The following is a 14,441-nucleotide window of genomic DNA, read 5'->3' as shown; positions in this document are numbered from 1 at the left end:
GGGGATTTTTTTATCCGCGATGCGGGCATAATAAAAAGGAGGCAAGCGCCTCCTTTATTGATTACTTGATGCCGTCTGCGGCCATACGCTCGCGAATGTGCTGGGCACGGGCTTCCGACGCCGGGTGATCGTCAAACATTGAGCTTTGACGGCCCTGATCCATCTTCGCCAGCTTTTCGAAGCTGGTGGCTAAGCCAACCGGGTTGATACCGCGCTTGCGCAGCAGATCGTAAGAGTAGTCATCCGCTTCCGACTCCTGACGCTGGGAGAACTGTGAGTTGACCAGTTTTTCCCCAAGCGCGCCGAGCTGCGACTGGGAGAGGCTGCCGACGATGCCACCCGCCGAGGCAGCCGCTGCACGCACCGCGTTGGTGCCGAGCGCCACCTGCATCCCTTTCTTCACATGGCCGAGCGCAACGTGGCCCATTTCGTGACCAATCACCGCTTCGACCTCATTGTCGGTCATCATATCCATCAGCCCGCTGTAGACGCGGATGCAGCCGTTCGCCATGGCAAAGGCGTTGACATCTTTAGTCTCATACACTTTGTAATTCACCGGTTGGCCGTTGATGTTGTCACCAAGGGCGGCGGCAATTTTGCTCAGGCGCTGGCTGTATTTGCTGCTGGCAGGCGCGATGGTTGCTTTGCTGTCCATCTGCTTACAGGCGTCGTCGCTCAGGGCGATAACCTGCGCATCGCTCAGGGTGTAAGCCTGAAAGGCTTCCGCACCGGAGCTGAGAAAACCGTTTGAATCCATGTTCTGACAACCGGCAAGCAGGGTTGTCATTCCCAGAGCAAGGAGGGCTGGGCGAATTTTCATTTATTATCTTCCGCAATGATTGAGTCGTTTTTGCTCCGCCTTCCTTGTACACAAGAGGGCGGTAAGCGTCAGTATAAAGAAGAGAGTGTTGGACGGGCGAGGAGATTGCGCAACTTGCGAGCGGCTTCCAGAGATTTCTGAAGCGCAAAAGGATGCTCCATGTACATGATTACCCGCTTGGGTTACATTGTTGGCACTTTTTTCCGGCGTAGCCCAAAACGCGCTGTCGTCAAGTCGTTACGGGATTAGCCCTTAACAGTCCGATCTGGAGTCAAAATGTCCTCACGTAAAGAGCTTGCCAATGCTATTCGTGCGCTGAGCATGGACGCGGTACAGAAAGCCAAATCCGGTCACCCGGGAGCCCCAATGGGCATGGCAGACATCGCCGAAGTGTTATGGCGTGATTTCCTGAACCATAACCCGACGAATCCTGCATGGGCTGACCGCGACCGCTTTGTGCTGTCCAATGGTCACGGCTCGATGCTGATCTATAGCCTGCTGCACCTCACCGGCTACGATCTGCCGATTACCGAACTGCAAAACTTCCGCCAGCTGCACTCCAAAACGCCGGGCCACCCGGAAGTGGGTTACACCGCAGGCGTTGAAACCACCACCGGCCCGCTGGGGCAGGGGATTGCAAACGCAGTCGGTATGGCGATTGCCGAGAAGACGCTGGCGGCGCAGTTCAACCGTCCGGGTCACGACATTGTTGACCACTTCACCTACGCCTTTATGGGCGACGGCTGCATGATGGAAGGCATCTCTCACGAAGCCTGCTCGCTGGCCGGTACGCTGAAGCTGGGCAAACTGGTTGCGTTCTACGACGACAACGGCATCTCTATCGACGGCCACGTTGAAGGCTGGTTCACCGACGATACCGCAAAACGCTTTGAAGCCTACGGCTGGCACGTGGTGCGTGGCGTAAACGGCCATGATGCCGACGCCATCAAACGCGCCGTTGAAGAAGCACGCAGCGTTACCGATAAACCGTCGCTGCTGATGTGCAAAACCATTATCGGTTTCGGCTCGCCGAACAAAGCCGGTACCCATGACTCCCACGGCGCGCCGCTGGGCGACGCGGAAGTGGCGCTGACCCGCGAACAGCTGGGCTGGAAACACGCTCCGTTTGAGATCCCATCTGAGATTTACGCGCAGTGGGATGCGAAAGAAGTCGGTCAGGCGAAAGAGTCTGCGTGGAACGAGAAGTTCGCCGCTTACGCGAAAGCGTTCCCGGAGCTGGCTGCCGAATTCACTCGTCGTATGAAAGGCGAGATGCCGGAAGATTTCGCGGCGAAAGCCAACGAGTTCATTGCCAAACTGCAGGCAAACCCGGCGAAAATCGCCAGCCGTAAAGCTTCCCAAAACGCTATCGAAGCGTTTGGCCCGCTGCTGCCGGAGTTCCTCGGTGGTTCCGCTGACCTCGCGCCTTCCAACCTGACCCTGTGGTCCGGTTCGAAAGCGATCAATGAAGATGCCGCAGGCAACTACATTCACTACGGCGTGCGCGAATTCGGTATGACCGCGATTGCCAACGGTATCTCTCTGCACGGCGGTTTCGTGCCCTACACCTCCACTTTCCTGATGTTCGTCGAGTACGCGCGTAACGCGGTACGTATGGCGGCGCTGATGAAGCAGCGTCAGGTGCTGGTTTATACTCACGACTCCATCGGTCTGGGTGAAGATGGCCCGACGCACCAGCCGGTTGAGCAGGTTGCTTCTCTGCGCCTGACCCCGAACGTCAGCACCTGGCGTCCGTGTGACCAGGTGGAATCTGCGGTGGCGTGGAAATATGGCGTTGAGCGCCACGATGGCCCGACGGCGCTGATCCTCTCCCGCCAGAACCTGGCGCAGCAGGAGCGTACCGAGCAGCAACTGGCGGATATCGCTCGCGGCGGTTACGTGCTGAAAGATTGCGAAGGTCAGCCGCAGCTGATTTTCATCGCCACTGGTTCTGAAGTTGAACTGGCCGTGGCTGCGTGGGAACGTCTGACAGCCGAAGGTGTGAAAGCGCGCGTGGTCTCCATGCCGTCTACCGACACCTTCGACAAGCAGGATGCTGCTTACCGTGAAGCGGTGCTGCCGAAAGCGGTCAGCGCGCGTGTGGCGGTGGAAGCCGGTATCGCTGACTTCTGGTGCAAATACACCGGCCTGAATGGCGCGGTTGTTGGCATGACCACCTTCGGTGAGTCTGCACCAGCAGAGCTGCTGTTCGAAGAGTTTGGCTTCACCGTAGATAACGTGGTCGCCAAAGCCAAAGAGCTGCTGTAATCCCCTTTGCCCGGTGGCGTTTCGCTTACCGGGCCTGCACTATCTCGTGCCGGAGCAGGCGTTATTGCCCTCCGGCACGTTTTCGTTCCGCCCTCACGACACTCTCCTCTTTTTACTCAACGCTCTTAAAACACCATTGATCTATGTGTAAAAAATATACTGGATATCTATCCAGTAAGTTGTATACTATTTCCTCACCTTAACCGATGTGAGTTTGAGTAAGGAGTGAACATGGTGATCTCTGGTGAACATCTCAATTCGCAGGCTGCCGCGTCGACCATCAGCAGCCGCGAAATCGCGAAGCTGACGGGCGTAACCCATGCCGAAGTCAAACGGATGGTTAAAAGCCTGGAAACGGCGCAACGTCTTTCCCAGCCGGTTAGCGCTAATGCTTACGAGCGCGAGGGCGAAATGCGGCAGGAGTTTTTGCTCAATAAGCGCGACTCACTGTTGACGGTTTCACGTCTCTCTCCGGCTTTTACCGCCGAAATGCTCGATCGCTGGCAGGAGCGCGAAAAAAGTGTCGGCCTGCCGGACTTTACCAATCCTGCTGCTGCTGCGCGTGCGTGGGCAGAGCAGTATGAAAAGCGCCAGCGTGCAGAAGCGCAGCTTGCCATCACCGCGCCAAAAGCGGAGTTTTTCGACCAGTACGTGCGGGTTGAAGAGTCGCTCGGTTTCCGCCAGCTGTGCAAAATGCTGCGGGTGAAAGAGCCGCAGTTCCGCCGCTTTTTGCTGGAACGCAATATCATGCAGCGGGTTAACGGTGCACTGATGCCGCCGCAGTACCATATCGATGCGGGTTATTTCACCGTGCATGGCGGCGTGGGCGAGAACAGCCACAGCTGGTCGCAGGCGCGCTTCACCGCGAAGGGCGTCAAATGGGTGGCCGATCTGTGGGCGAAAGAGCTCTCTTCGCTGCCGGTAGAAATGCCGCGCGCGGATCGCACTGAGCCGCAGGTGCCGGAGCGCAGCTGGTTTTAAACCGCGTTTAGCGCACGCCGTCTCAGTGCAGGAGCGGGGGAGCGGAACGGGCGCAGTTTAGCCCGCCCGATTCAGTCTGTTTAATGTTCCGCAACGTGCTCTCCCGTCTGATAAACCAGCATGGACGCTTCTTTCTCCCTCTCGACCCCCTCTTTCTCTGACTTAACCTCCACTTTATCCCGTCAATTATTCCAGTGAAAATGTGATGCAAGTCAGATTACTGGCGAATCCGTCTGGACAATCATTCCTTTTATTCCAGCTTTCGCTTATCCTAGCTGAACCGTTTCAGTCGATTAAATGTTCGACAAATAAGCAAACAGACGCAGTTCAGGCAGGCGAGGATTCCCCTCTGGTGGCGACTGGATTACTCTGTCATCCACTTCAGGCGGGCTGGCCTTGCAGGAGAGTTATGAGCCTACGCATAGCGATTAATGGTTTCGGTCGTATCGGGCGCAACGTGCTTCGGGCGCTGTACGAATCGGGGCGTCGCGCCGAGATCACCGTGGTGGCAATCAATGAGCTGGCGGATGCCGCGGGGATCGCGCATCTGCTGAAGTACGACACCAGCCACGGGCGTTTTGCCTGGGACGTGCGCCAGGAGCGGGAACAGCTCTTTATTGGCGATGATGCGATTCGTCTGCTGCACGAAAGCGAGATTGCTGCGCTGCCCTGGCGTGAGCTGGGTGTTGATATCGTGCTTGATTGCACCGGCGTTTATGGCAGCCGTGAAGATGGCGAAGCCCACCTCGCGGCAGGCGCGAAAAAAGTGCTTTTCTCTCATCCCGGCAGCAGCGATCTCGACGCAACCATCGTCTTTGGCGTGAACCATCTGACGTTGCGTCCTGAAGATCACCTTGTCTCCAACGCCTCCTGCACCACGAACTGCATTATTCCAGTGATCAAGCTGCTCGACGAGGCTTACGACATCGAGTGGGGCACGGTAACGACAATCCACTCGGCGATGCACGATCAGCAGGTGATTGATGCCTACCATGCCGATCTGCGGCGTACGCGCGCAGCCAGCCAGTCAATCATCCCAGTCGACACCAAACTGGCGGCGGGTATTTCGCGCATTTTTCCCCAGTTTAATGACAGATTCGAAGCGATTGCGGTGCGCGTGCCGACGATTAACGTCACCGCCATTGATTTAAGCGTAACGGTGAAAAAGCCGGTAAAAGCGAGTGAAGTCAACCAGTTGCTGCAAAAAGCAGCGCAGGGAACATTTCATGGTATAGTTGACTATACGGAATTACCGTTGGTCTCAATTGATTTTAACCACGATCCGCACAGCGCCATTGTCGATGGCACGCAAACCCGGGTCAGTGGTTCGCACCTGATTAAAACCCTTGTATGGTGCGACAACGAATGGGGCTTTGCTAACCGCATGCTCGACACAACGTTAGCAATAGCTGCAGTGAGTTTCAGGTAAGGCACGCGAGTGTCTACAAAACTTAAGAATCATCGAGAGGATTCACCATGTCTGTAATTAAGATGACCGATCTGGATCTGGCTGGTAAACGCGTTCTCATCCGTGCGGATCTGAACGTACCGGTTAAAGAAGGGAAAGTGACCAGCGATGCACGTATCCGTGCTTCTCTGCCGACCATCGAACTGGCGCTGAAACAGGGCGCGAAAGTGATGGTAACGTCTCACCTGGGTCGCCCGACCGAAGGTGAATACAACGAAGAATTCTCTCTGCTTCCGGTAGTTAACTATCTGAAAGACAAACTCTCTAACCCGGTTCGCCTGGCAAAAGATTACCTTGATGGCGTAGAAATCGCTGCCGGTGAGCTGGTCGTGCTGGAAAACGTACGCTTCAACAAAGGCGAGAAAAAAGACGACGAAACGCTGGCGAAGAAATATGCCGCGCTGTGCGACGTCTTTGTGATGGACGCCTTTGGTACCGCGCACCGCGCGCAGGCTTCTACTCACGGTGTCGGTAAATTTGCTGATGTTGCGTGCGCAGGCCCGCTGCTGGCAGAAGAGCTGGACGCGCTGGGTAAAGCACTGAAAGAGCCGGCTCGCCCGATGGTAGCTATCGTTGGTGGTTCTAAAGTTTCTACCAAACTGACCGTGCTGGACTCTCTGTCCAAAATCGCTGACCAGCTGATCGTTGGTGGCGGTATCGCCAACACCTTCGTTGCAGCCCAGGGCCATAACGTAGGTAAATCCCTCTACGAAGCGGACCTGGTTGATGAAGCCAAACGTCTGCTGAGCACCTGTGATATTCCGGTTCCGACCGATGTACGCGTGGCAACCGAGTTCTCCGAAACCGCCAACGCGACGCTGAAATCCGTTAATGACATCAAAGATGATGAGCAAATTCTGGATTTGGGCGACGTTTCCGCAGAGAAGCTGGCTGAAATCCTGAAAAACGCCAAAACTATTCTGTGGAATGGTCCGGTTGGCGTATTTGAGTTCCCGAACTTCCGTAAGGGTACTGAAATCGTGGCGAACGCCATCGCTGACAGCGACGCGTTCTCCATTGCAGGCGGCGGCGACACGCTGGCTGCTATCGATCTGTTCGGTATCGCTGACAAGATCTCCTACATCTCCACTGGCGGCGGCGCATTCCTCGAATTCGTGGAAGGTAAAGTTCTGCCGGCAGTAGCCATGCTCGAAGAGCGCGCTAAGCAGTAAGATCAGCAGGGCGGGGAAACCCGCCTTAATTTCAGCGCGCTATAAGGCACGCATTTTTCCAGGCCAAAGATACAGGACTACGTAACATGTCTAAAATTTTTGATTTCGTAAAACCTGGCGTGATCACTGGTGATGACGTTCAGAAAGTGTTCCAGGTAGCTAAAGAAAACAACTTCGCTCTGCCGGCAGTTAACTGCGTGGGCACTGACTCCATCAACGCCGTTCTGGAAGCCGCTGCGAAAGTTCGTGCACCGGTTATCGTCCAGTTCTCCAATGGCGGCGCTGCGTTTATCGCGGGCAAAGGCGTGAAAACGGACGTTCCTCAGGGCGCGGCTATTCTGGGCGCTATCTCTGGCGCGCATCACGTTCACCAGATGGCAGAACACTACGGTGTGCCGGTTATTCTGCACACTGACCACTGCGCGAAAAAACTGCTGCCGTGGATCGACGGCCTGCTGGACGCGGGTGAGAAACACTTTGCTGCGACCGGCAAACCGCTCTTCTCTTCTCACATGATCGACCTGTCTGAAGAGTCTCTGGAAGAGAACATCGAGATCTGCTCCAAGTACCTGGAGCGCATGTCCAAAATGGGCATGACCCTTGAGATCGAACTGGGCTGCACCGGTGGTGAAGAAGATGGCGTCGACAACAGCCATATGGACGCATCTGCTCTCTACACCCAGCCGGAAGATGTGGACTACGCTTACACCAAGCTGAACGCCATCAGCCCGCGTTTCACCATCGCGGCTTCCTTCGGTAACGTGCACGGCGTTTACAAGCCGGGCAACGTTAAACTGACCCCGACTATCCTGCGCGACTCTCAGGAGTATGTTTCTAAGAAACATAACCTGCCGCACAACAGCCTGAACTTCGTGTTCCACGGCGGTTCCGGTTCATCTGCTCAGGAAATCAAAGACTCCGTAAGCTACGGCGTTATCAAAATGAACATCGATACCGACACCCAATGGGCAACCTGGGAAGGTATTCTGAAGTACTACAAAGATAACGAAGGCTACCTGCAGAGCCAGCTGGGCAACCCGAAAGGCGAAGACCAGCCGAACAAGAAATACTACGATCCGCGCGTATGGCTGCGTGCAGCGCAGACCAGCATGGTGACGCGTCTGGAGCAGGCATTTAAAGAGCTGAACGCTGTAGACGTTCTGTAATTTACGCCGCTCTTTTCCGAAAAGGCCCGCACTTAGCGGGCCTTTTTTATTGCGAATTCAATAAGCTGCTATCCGTCCGTGCATGTTAACTATTTGGCGAAAGCGGCTCTTTTTGTTTACCCTTTAGGGGGCTGTCCTTTTGGCAAGGGGCGTTTTTTCCGTTTTGGAACAATAGAAGGAAGCACAATATGGAAGATCTTCACGTTGTCGATAGCATCAACAACGCAGGCTCCTGGCTGGTAAATAACCAGGCGCTGTTGTTGAGCTATGCCGTTAATATCGTGGCGGCTATTGCCATCATCATCGTCGGTATGATTGTGGCGCGCGTTATTTCGAACGCCCTTAACCGGGTGATGCGTGCAAGACACATTGACGCCACCGTTGCGGACTTCCTCTCCGCGCTGGTGCGCTACGGTATTATCGCGTTCACCCTGATTGCCGCGCTGGGGCGCGTCGGCGTACAAACGGCATCGGTGATTGCGGTGCTCGGTGCCGCCGGCCTGGCCATTGGTCTGGCGCTGCAAGGGTCGCTCTCCAACCTCGCGGCAGGCGTGCTGCTGGTGACTTTCCGTCCGTTCCGCTCTGGCGAGTATGTCGATCTGGGCGGCGTTGCCGGCACTGTACTGCAGGTGCAGATTTTCTCAACGACTCTGCGCACGCCGGATGGCCGCATTATCGTTATCCCGAACGGTAAAATTATCGCGGGCAACATCATTAACTTCTCCCGCGAGCCGGTGCGCCGTAACGAGCTGATTATCGGCGTGGCCTATGATTCGGATATCGACCAGGTTAAAAGCCTCATCACCGAGATTATCCAGGCCGATGACCGTATCCTCAAAGACCGTGAGATGACGGTACGCCTCAACGAACTGGGCGCGTCGTCGATCAACTTTGTGGTGCGTATCTGGAGCAAAAGCAGCGATCTGCAAAACGTCTACTGGGACGTGCTTGAGACCATCAAGCGCCGTTTCGATGAAAACGGCATTAGCTTCCCGTTCCCGCAAATGGACGTCAATTTTAAACGGGTCAAAGATAACGCTGACGAGTAACTACCAGGCCGACACCGTCGGCCTTTTTTATACCTCTCGTTATTAGTCCGGTTAATGGCAGATTAAAATTATCAATTTCACCTAATAATCCCCGCGCGTTATAGTCAGCTTCCTGCAATAAACCGAATGGAAATTTGACGTGTTATCTTATTATTTACAAGGGCTTATGCTAGGCGCTGCGCTAATTTTGCCGCTGGGGCCACAAAACGCGTTCGTCATGAACCAGGGCATCCGTCGGCAGTATCACATCATGACGGCGCTGCTCTGCACCCTGAGCGATGTTGCGCTGATTTGCGCCGGCGTATTTGGCGGCAGTGCATTACTGCTGCAGTCGCCGTGGCTACTGGCGCTGGTGACGTGGGGCGGGGTGCTTTTTCTTCTGTGGTACGGCTTTGGCGCGCTGAAAACCGCCTTTGCACATAATATCGATCTGGAGAGTGCAGAGGTGCTTCGCCAGGGGCGTGGGCAGATCATCGCCACCATGCTGGCTGTTACCTGGCTTAATCCCCATGTCTATCTCGATACCTTTGTGGTGCTCGGTAGCCTTGGCGGGCAGCTGGCGGAGATGCCGAAACGCTGGTTTGCCCTCGGCACTGTCAGCGCCTCTTTTCTCTGGTTCTTCAGCCTTGCGCTGTTGGCCGCCTGGCTTGCGCCGCGTTTGCGCACCGCCACGGCGCAGCGGGTTATCAATACTCTGGTTGGCCTGGTGATGTGGTTTATCGCGCTGAAACTGGCGGTGGAAGGTGTTAACCATTTGCAAGGATTATTCAGTTAAGGTAAGTCCGATGGACAATCAGGCGTAAGCGGCTAAGCTTGCTGCCAGGCGTCCGTGCACGGGACGTAATTGAGTAACATGGAGGAGTACCTGTGAAACGTAAAGTGATAGCCCTGGCGGCGATGGTGGGTTTCAGCGCAATGGCGGTACAGGCCAGTGAGTTGCCGGATGGCCCGCACATTGTCACAACGGGTACGGCAAGCGTGGATGCGACACCCGATATCGCCACCCTGGCGATTGAAGTGAACGTTGCCGCGAAAGATGCGGCCTCAGCCAAGAAGCAGGCGGACGATCGCGTTGCGCAATACCTGAGCTTCCTTGAGCAAAACGGCATCGCCCGTAAAGATATTAACTCTGCGAACTTACGCACCCAGCCCGATTACGACTACCAGAATGGCAAAAGCATTCTGAAAGGCTATCGCGCTGTGCGCACCGTGGAAGTGACGCTGCGCGAACTGGACAAGCTGAACTCACTGCTTGATGGCGCGCTGAAAGCGGGTCTTAACGAAATTCGCTCCGTCTCGCTGGGCGTTGCGCAATCTGAATCGTTCAAAGATAAAGCCCGTAAAGCGGCGATTGATGACGCGACCCGTCAGGCGCAGCAGCTGGCTGCCGGCTTTAATGCCAAACTCGGCCCGGTTTATAGCGTTCGTTACCATGTTTCTAACTATCAGCCGAGCCCGATGGTACGCATGATGAAGGCCGATGCGCCAGCCGAGTCTGCGGCGCAGGAGACCTACGAGCAGCCGACCATCCAGTTTGACGATCAGGTTGATGTGGTCTTCCAGATTGAGCCTAATCAGGCGCAGCAACAGCAACAGCAACAGTCCACGCCAGCCGCGAAATAACGCAGGCTTCCCTCTCCTCGTTCGGGGAGAGGGCCTTACTTAATCCTGTCGCAGTACCCGATGACCGAACGCCAGCAGCGCGTCGGTGACGTTGCGCATCATTCGGCTTTCCGGCGCAAAGCGGTGCCAGTAGAGCATACGACGCTGCAGCAGGCCCGGCGTCAAATCGATAAGCTCACCGCTCGCCAGCTCTTTTTCGATCTGCAGATGGGGGATCATGCAGCAGGTGGTTCCCTGGCGCGCCAACTGCACAAAGGCCTCTGATGAGTTGACGATATGGCAGGGGACGCTGCCGGGCGGCAGATCGAAATATTGCTGCAAAAAGGCCTGATGCATATCGTCGAGATGATCAAAGGCTACCGCGGGCGCTTTCAGCAGCGCAGAGCGCGTTACGCCGTTGGGAAAGTAGCGTTCGGCAAACTCTTTCGAGCCGACAAACAGGTAGTCGAGCGCGCCCAGTTTATCCACCAGGCAGCTTGGCAGCGCCTGAGGCTGGATACTCACCGCGCCAACCACTTCACCGCGACGCAGACGCTCCTGGGTGCGGGTTTCATCTTCCACCTGCAAATTGAGGCGAATCGGGGAGTCGACCAGCACCGGCGCGAGGGCGGGCAGCAGCCAGGTTGCCAGACTGTCGGCGTTGACCGCCAGCGACAGCAGCAGCGGCGTGGAGCCCGTTTGTTCATCGCCCAGCCACTCCTCTTCTAAAAGCTCAACCTGACGCAACAGCGCCAGCAGTTTCTGCCCCTGCTCGGTAGGGCGCGGCGGTACGGTACGCACCAGCAGTGGCTGCCCGAACATGTTCTCCAGTTGCTTGATACGCTGTGACACGGCGGATTGGGTAATACAGAGCTTTTGCGCAGCACGCTCAAACCCACGCTCACGAATAACCGCATCAAGTGCCTGTAGTGTTCTGTAGTCCGGACGTTTCATTGCTCGGGCAATCTCCTGAAAAATAGTCTTTCGCACTATGACATAAATTTCCCGTCGTGGCAGACGAAAATGGTTGTCGCGTATTGTGACACAGGTCACAGGGACTTTTCGGCAGAGCCTATTTATAATGCGCCTGAAATTTCACACCACAGGCGAACGACCATGACGCAGGATGAACTCAAAAAGGCAGTGGGCTGGGCAGCACTTCACTATGTTGAACCGGGCACCATTGTCGGCGTAGGCACCGGCTCCACCGCAGCACACTTTATTGACGCGCTGGGTACCATGAAAGGGCAGATTGAGGGCGCGGTTTCCAGCTCGGATGCTTCCACCGAGAAGCTGAAAAGCTTAGGCATCACCGTTTTCGATCTTAACGCGGTCGATCGTCTGGGGATCTACGTCGACGGCGCGGATGAGATCAACGATCAGATGCAGATGATCAAAGGCGGCGGCGCGGCGCTGACCCGTGAGAAGATCATCGCCTCGGTGGCGGATAAGTTTATCTGTATCGCCGATGCCTCCAAGCAGGTGCCGATCCTCGGCAAATTCCCGCTGCCCGTTGAGGTGATCCCGATGGCGCGCAGCGCGGTCGCACGAACGCTGGTTAAGCTGGGCGGTCGCCCGGAGTATCGCCAAAATGTGGTGACGGATAACGGCAATGTCATCCTCGATGTCTATGGTCTGGAAATTCTCGATCCCATCGCGATGGAGAACACCATCAACAACATTCCCGGCGTAGTTACCGTGGGTTTATTCGCTAACCGTGGAGCTGACGTGGCGCTGATCGGCACGGAAAATGGCGTCAAAACCATCGTGAAATGATCTGACCGGGAGGCCGCTGTCTCCCGGGAAAAATCTGACATCGTTAAATTCGGTGATATCTGTCACGTTTTTCCCCTTCATCTCGCATCCCTGCCGCGAGCCTCCGCTTTTCCAGCATTTTTCTCTGCCATTTCCCGCTGGATGACATTTCTTCAGAGCGGTGACGCAAACGTTCATATTGCCGCGATAGTTTTTTTTGATATGTTGGCTAACGCGGTTTTCCTCCGCACAACATCACAGTCAGACATAAAACAGGGTCGGGTAAATGGCAAAGGTATCACTGGAGAAAGACAAAATTAAATTTCTGCTCGTCGAAGGGGTGCACCAGAAAGCGGTCGATAGCCTTCGTGCGGCAGGTTATAACAACATCGAATTTCACAAGGGCGCGCTGGACAGTGAACAGCTGAAAGAGTCCATCCGCGATGCCCACTTCATTGGCCTGCGATCCCGTACTCAACTGACTGAAGATGTCATCGCCGCGGCGGAAAAGCTGGTCGCCATCGGCTGTTTCTGCATCGGCACCAACCAGGTCAACCTGGACGCGGCAGCCAAACGCGGTATTCCGGTATTCAACGCCCCCTTCTCCAACACCCGTTCCGTGGCGGAGTTAGTGATCGGCGAACTGCTGCTGCTGATGCGCGGCATTCCGGAAGCGAACGCTAAAGCGCACCGCGGTATCTGGAACAAGCTGGCGGTCGGCTCCTATGAAGCGCGCGGCAAAAAGCTCGGTATTATCGGCTACGGCCACATTGGTACGCAGCTCGGTATTCTTGCTGAATCACTGGGGATGCACGTCTTCTTCTACGATATCGAGAACAAACTGCCGCTCGGCAACGCTACGCAGGTGCAGCATCTCTCCGACTTGCTGAACATGAGCGACGTAGTCAGCCTGCACGTGCCGGAAAACGCCTCCACGAAGAATATGATTGGCGAGGAGGAGCTGGCGCTGATGAAGCCGGGCGCGCTGCTGATCAACGCCGCACGCGGCACGGTTGTCGATATTCCCGCGCTGTGCGATGCCCTGAAACGTAAGCACCTGGCGGGCGCAGCGATTGACGTCTTCCCGACTGAACCTGCGACCAACAGCGATCCGTTCGACTCACCGCTCTGTGAGTTTGATAACGTTATCCTGACGCCGCACATCGGCGGTTCAACTCAGGAAGCGCAGGAGAATATCGGCCTGGAAGTTGCCGGTAAGCTGATTAAGTACTCTGATAACGGCTCCACGCTCTCGGCGGTAAACTTCCCGGAAGTCTCTCTGCCACTGCACGGCGGTCGTCGTCTGCTGCATATCCATGAAAACCGTCCTGGCGTGCTGACGGCACTTAACCAGATTTTCGCCAGCCAGAACATCAACATCGCGGCACAGTATCTGCAAACCACGCCGTATATGGGCTATGTTGTGGTCGACATCGAAGCGGAAGAGGAGATCGCGCAGACCGCGCTGCAGAGCATGAAAGCGATTCCGGGCACTATTCGTTCCCGACTGCTGTTCTAAGCGGTGTCATCTGTTCCTCTCCCGTCCGGGAGGGGAACAAGCTCTTACCACTCCCACACCGTTGATGGTGTGATCACCGCAGGCAGCGGAATATCCCACTCCTCCACCGGCAACTTCTCTACACGCTGGCAGTCATGAGCATAACCGACCGGCTGTACGCCATATGTGCGCCAGTGTTGCAGCGTTCTGTCATAGAACCCCCCGCCCATGCCGAGGCGCTGCCCCTGTTCATCGAAGGCAACTAACGGCGTGATGAGTACGTCGAGCTGGCTCAAGGGGAGCACATCCCGCACGTCCAGCTTCGGCTCCTGAATTTTCAGACGATTGGTCACCAGTTCGCTACGCGGATGGTAGTGCAAAAAGAGCAGATTGCCGGGGCTGAAGGGGTGTAGTACGGGAAGGTAAACGCGTTTGCCGCTTCGCCACAGCTGTTCAATCAGCGGCTGGGTATCAAGCTCGCCGTCAAAGGAGAGAAACAGGGCGATGCTGTGTGCCATCACAACAGGCGGCCAGGACATCATGCGCAGTGCGGCTTGTTCAGCGAAATGGCGCTGCTGGGCGCTGGTGATTTCTCGTCGGCGTTGACGAATCTGTTTGCGAATTGCTTGTCGTGACGGAAGTGAATCGGGCAGTTGCGTCAT

At 55.8% G+C, this 14,441-nt stretch carries 13 protein-coding genes; 10 read left to right on the top strand and 3 right to left on the bottom strand.

What is annotated here, in order from left to right:
* Positions 1-61: 61 nt before the first annotated feature.
* Positions 62-820, bottom strand: coding sequence for a M48 family metallopeptidase (locus tag HF650_RS20000; RefSeq protein ID WP_187800073.1), 759 nt, complete (start codon positions 818-820; stop codon positions 62-64).
* A 276-nt stretch (positions 821-1,096) separates the two neighbouring features.
* On the opposite strand from HF650_RS20000, the gene tkt reads away from it, so the two are divergent.
* The 8 genes from tkt to HF650_RS19960 all read left to right on the top strand — a co-directional run bounded on the left by tkt (position 1,097) and on the right by HF650_RS19960 (position 10,547).
* Positions 1,097-3,088, top strand: coding sequence for a transketolase (gene tkt, locus HF650_RS19995; protein WP_187800072.1), 1,992 nt, complete (start codon positions 1,097-1,099; stop codon positions 3,086-3,088).
* A gap of 231 nt (positions 3,089-3,319) precedes the next feature.
* Complete coding sequence (locus HF650_RS19990; protein WP_187800071.1) at positions 3,320-4,069, top strand: phage antirepressor KilAC domain-containing protein; 750 nt, start codon at positions 3,320-3,322, stop codon at positions 4,067-4,069.
* A gap of 409 nt (positions 4,070-4,478) precedes the next feature.
* The gene (gene epd, locus HF650_RS19985) at positions 4,479-5,498 is read left to right on the top strand and encodes an erythrose-4-phosphate dehydrogenase (RefSeq protein WP_187800070.1); all 1,020 of its coding nucleotides are present in this window, start codon (positions 4,479-4,481) and stop codon (positions 5,496-5,498) included.
* Positions 5,499-5,545: 47 nt separating this feature from the next.
* A complete protein-coding gene (gene pgk / locus HF650_RS19980; protein WP_187800069.1) occupies positions 5,546-6,709 on the top strand; it encodes a phosphoglycerate kinase in 1,164 nt (387 codons plus the stop codon).
* A gap of 86 nt (positions 6,710-6,795) precedes the next feature.
* Positions 6,796-7,875, top strand: coding sequence for a class II fructose-bisphosphate aldolase (gene fbaA, locus HF650_RS19975; RefSeq protein WP_023480871.1), 1,080 nt, complete (start codon positions 6,796-6,798; stop codon positions 7,873-7,875).
* A 188-nt stretch (positions 7,876-8,063) separates the two neighbouring features.
* Positions 8,064-8,924 carry a small-conductance mechanosensitive channel MscS gene (locus HF650_RS19970; protein ID WP_187800068.1) on the top strand — a complete coding sequence of 287 codons (861 nt, stop codon included), beginning with the start codon at positions 8,064-8,066 and terminating at the stop codon, positions 8,922-8,924.
* Between the two features lie 139 nt (positions 8,925-9,063).
* Positions 9,064-9,699, top strand: a complete 636-nt coding sequence (argO, locus tag HF650_RS19965) for an arginine exporter ArgO (RefSeq protein ID WP_187800067.1) — start codon at positions 9,064-9,066, stop codon at positions 9,697-9,699.
* A 92-nt stretch (positions 9,700-9,791) separates the two neighbouring features.
* Positions 9,792-10,547: an oxidative stress defense protein gene (locus tag HF650_RS19960; RefSeq protein WP_187800066.1), complete on the top strand. Its 756-nt coding sequence runs from the start codon at positions 9,792-9,794 to the stop codon at positions 10,545-10,547.
* 39 nt (positions 10,548-10,586) lie between these two features.
* Here the strand turns inward: HF650_RS19960 and argP are convergent, their stop codons facing one another.
* On the bottom strand, positions 10,587-11,480 hold the full coding sequence (gene argP / locus HF650_RS19955; protein WP_023480875.1) for a DNA-binding transcriptional regulator ArgP: 894 nt from the start codon (positions 11,478-11,480) through the stop codon (positions 10,587-10,589).
* 162 nt (positions 11,481-11,642) lie between these two features.
* Here argP and rpiA point away from each other — a divergent pair, with 162 nt between their 5' ends.
* Together rpiA and serA are read left to right on the top strand one after the other, a co-directional pair.
* Positions 11,643-12,302: a ribose-5-phosphate isomerase RpiA gene (rpiA, locus tag HF650_RS19950; protein WP_187800065.1), complete on the top strand. Its 660-nt coding sequence runs from the start codon at positions 11,643-11,645 to the stop codon at positions 12,300-12,302.
* A gap of 265 nt (positions 12,303-12,567) precedes the next feature.
* Positions 12,568-13,800 (top strand): phosphoglycerate dehydrogenase, encoded by a 1,233-nt coding sequence (gene serA / locus HF650_RS19945; RefSeq protein ID WP_187800064.1) that lies wholly within the window; start codon positions 12,568-12,570, stop codon positions 13,798-13,800.
* A 44-nt stretch (positions 13,801-13,844) separates the two neighbouring features.
* Here serA and HF650_RS19940 read toward each other — a convergent pair whose 3' ends face one another.
* Positions 13,845-14,441, bottom strand: a complete 597-nt coding sequence (locus tag HF650_RS19940; protein WP_187800063.1) for a 5-formyltetrahydrofolate cyclo-ligase — start codon at positions 14,439-14,441, stop codon at positions 13,845-13,847.

It is taken from the genome of Kosakonia sp. SMBL-WEM22 (assembly GCF_014490785.1).
Lineage (GTDB): Bacteria > Pseudomonadota > Gammaproteobacteria > Enterobacterales > Enterobacteriaceae > Kosakonia.
Note: the sequence above shows the minus strand (reverse complement) of the source record. Positions and strands in the feature narration are given on the sequence as shown.

Excerpts from the sequence above, each read along its gene's own strand:
- HF650_RS20000 (WP_187800073.1), bottom strand. The coding sequence starts at position 820 with ATGAAAATTCGCCCAGCCCTCCTTGCTCTGGGAATGACAACCCTGCTT.
- tkt (WP_187800072.1), top strand. The coding sequence starts at position 1,097 with ATGTCCTCACGTAAAGAGCTTGCCAATGCTATTCGTGCGCTGAGCATG.
- HF650_RS19990 (WP_187800071.1), top strand. The coding sequence starts at position 3,320 with ATGGTGATCTCTGGTGAACATCTCAATTCGCAGGCTGCCGCGTCGACC.
- epd (WP_187800070.1), top strand. The coding sequence starts at position 4,479 with ATGAGCCTACGCATAGCGATTAATGGTTTCGGTCGTATCGGGCGCAAC.
- pgk (WP_187800069.1), top strand. The coding sequence starts at position 5,546 with ATGTCTGTAATTAAGATGACCGATCTGGATCTGGCTGGTAAACGCGTT.
- fbaA (WP_023480871.1), top strand. The coding sequence starts at position 6,796 with ATGTCTAAAATTTTTGATTTCGTAAAACCTGGCGTGATCACTGGTGAT.
- HF650_RS19970 (WP_187800068.1), top strand. The coding sequence starts at position 8,064 with ATGGAAGATCTTCACGTTGTCGATAGCATCAACAACGCAGGCTCCTGG.
- argP (WP_023480875.1), bottom strand. The coding sequence starts at position 11,480 with ATGAAACGTCCGGACTACAGAACACTACAGGCACTTGATGCGGTTATT.
- rpiA (WP_187800065.1), top strand. The coding sequence starts at position 11,643 with ATGACGCAGGATGAACTCAAAAAGGCAGTGGGCTGGGCAGCACTTCAC.
- serA (WP_187800064.1), top strand. The coding sequence starts at position 12,568 with ATGGCAAAGGTATCACTGGAGAAAGACAAAATTAAATTTCTGCTCGTC.
- HF650_RS19940 (WP_187800063.1), bottom strand. The coding sequence starts at position 14,441 with ATGACGCAACTGCCCGATTCACTTCCGTCACGACAAGCAATTCGCAAA.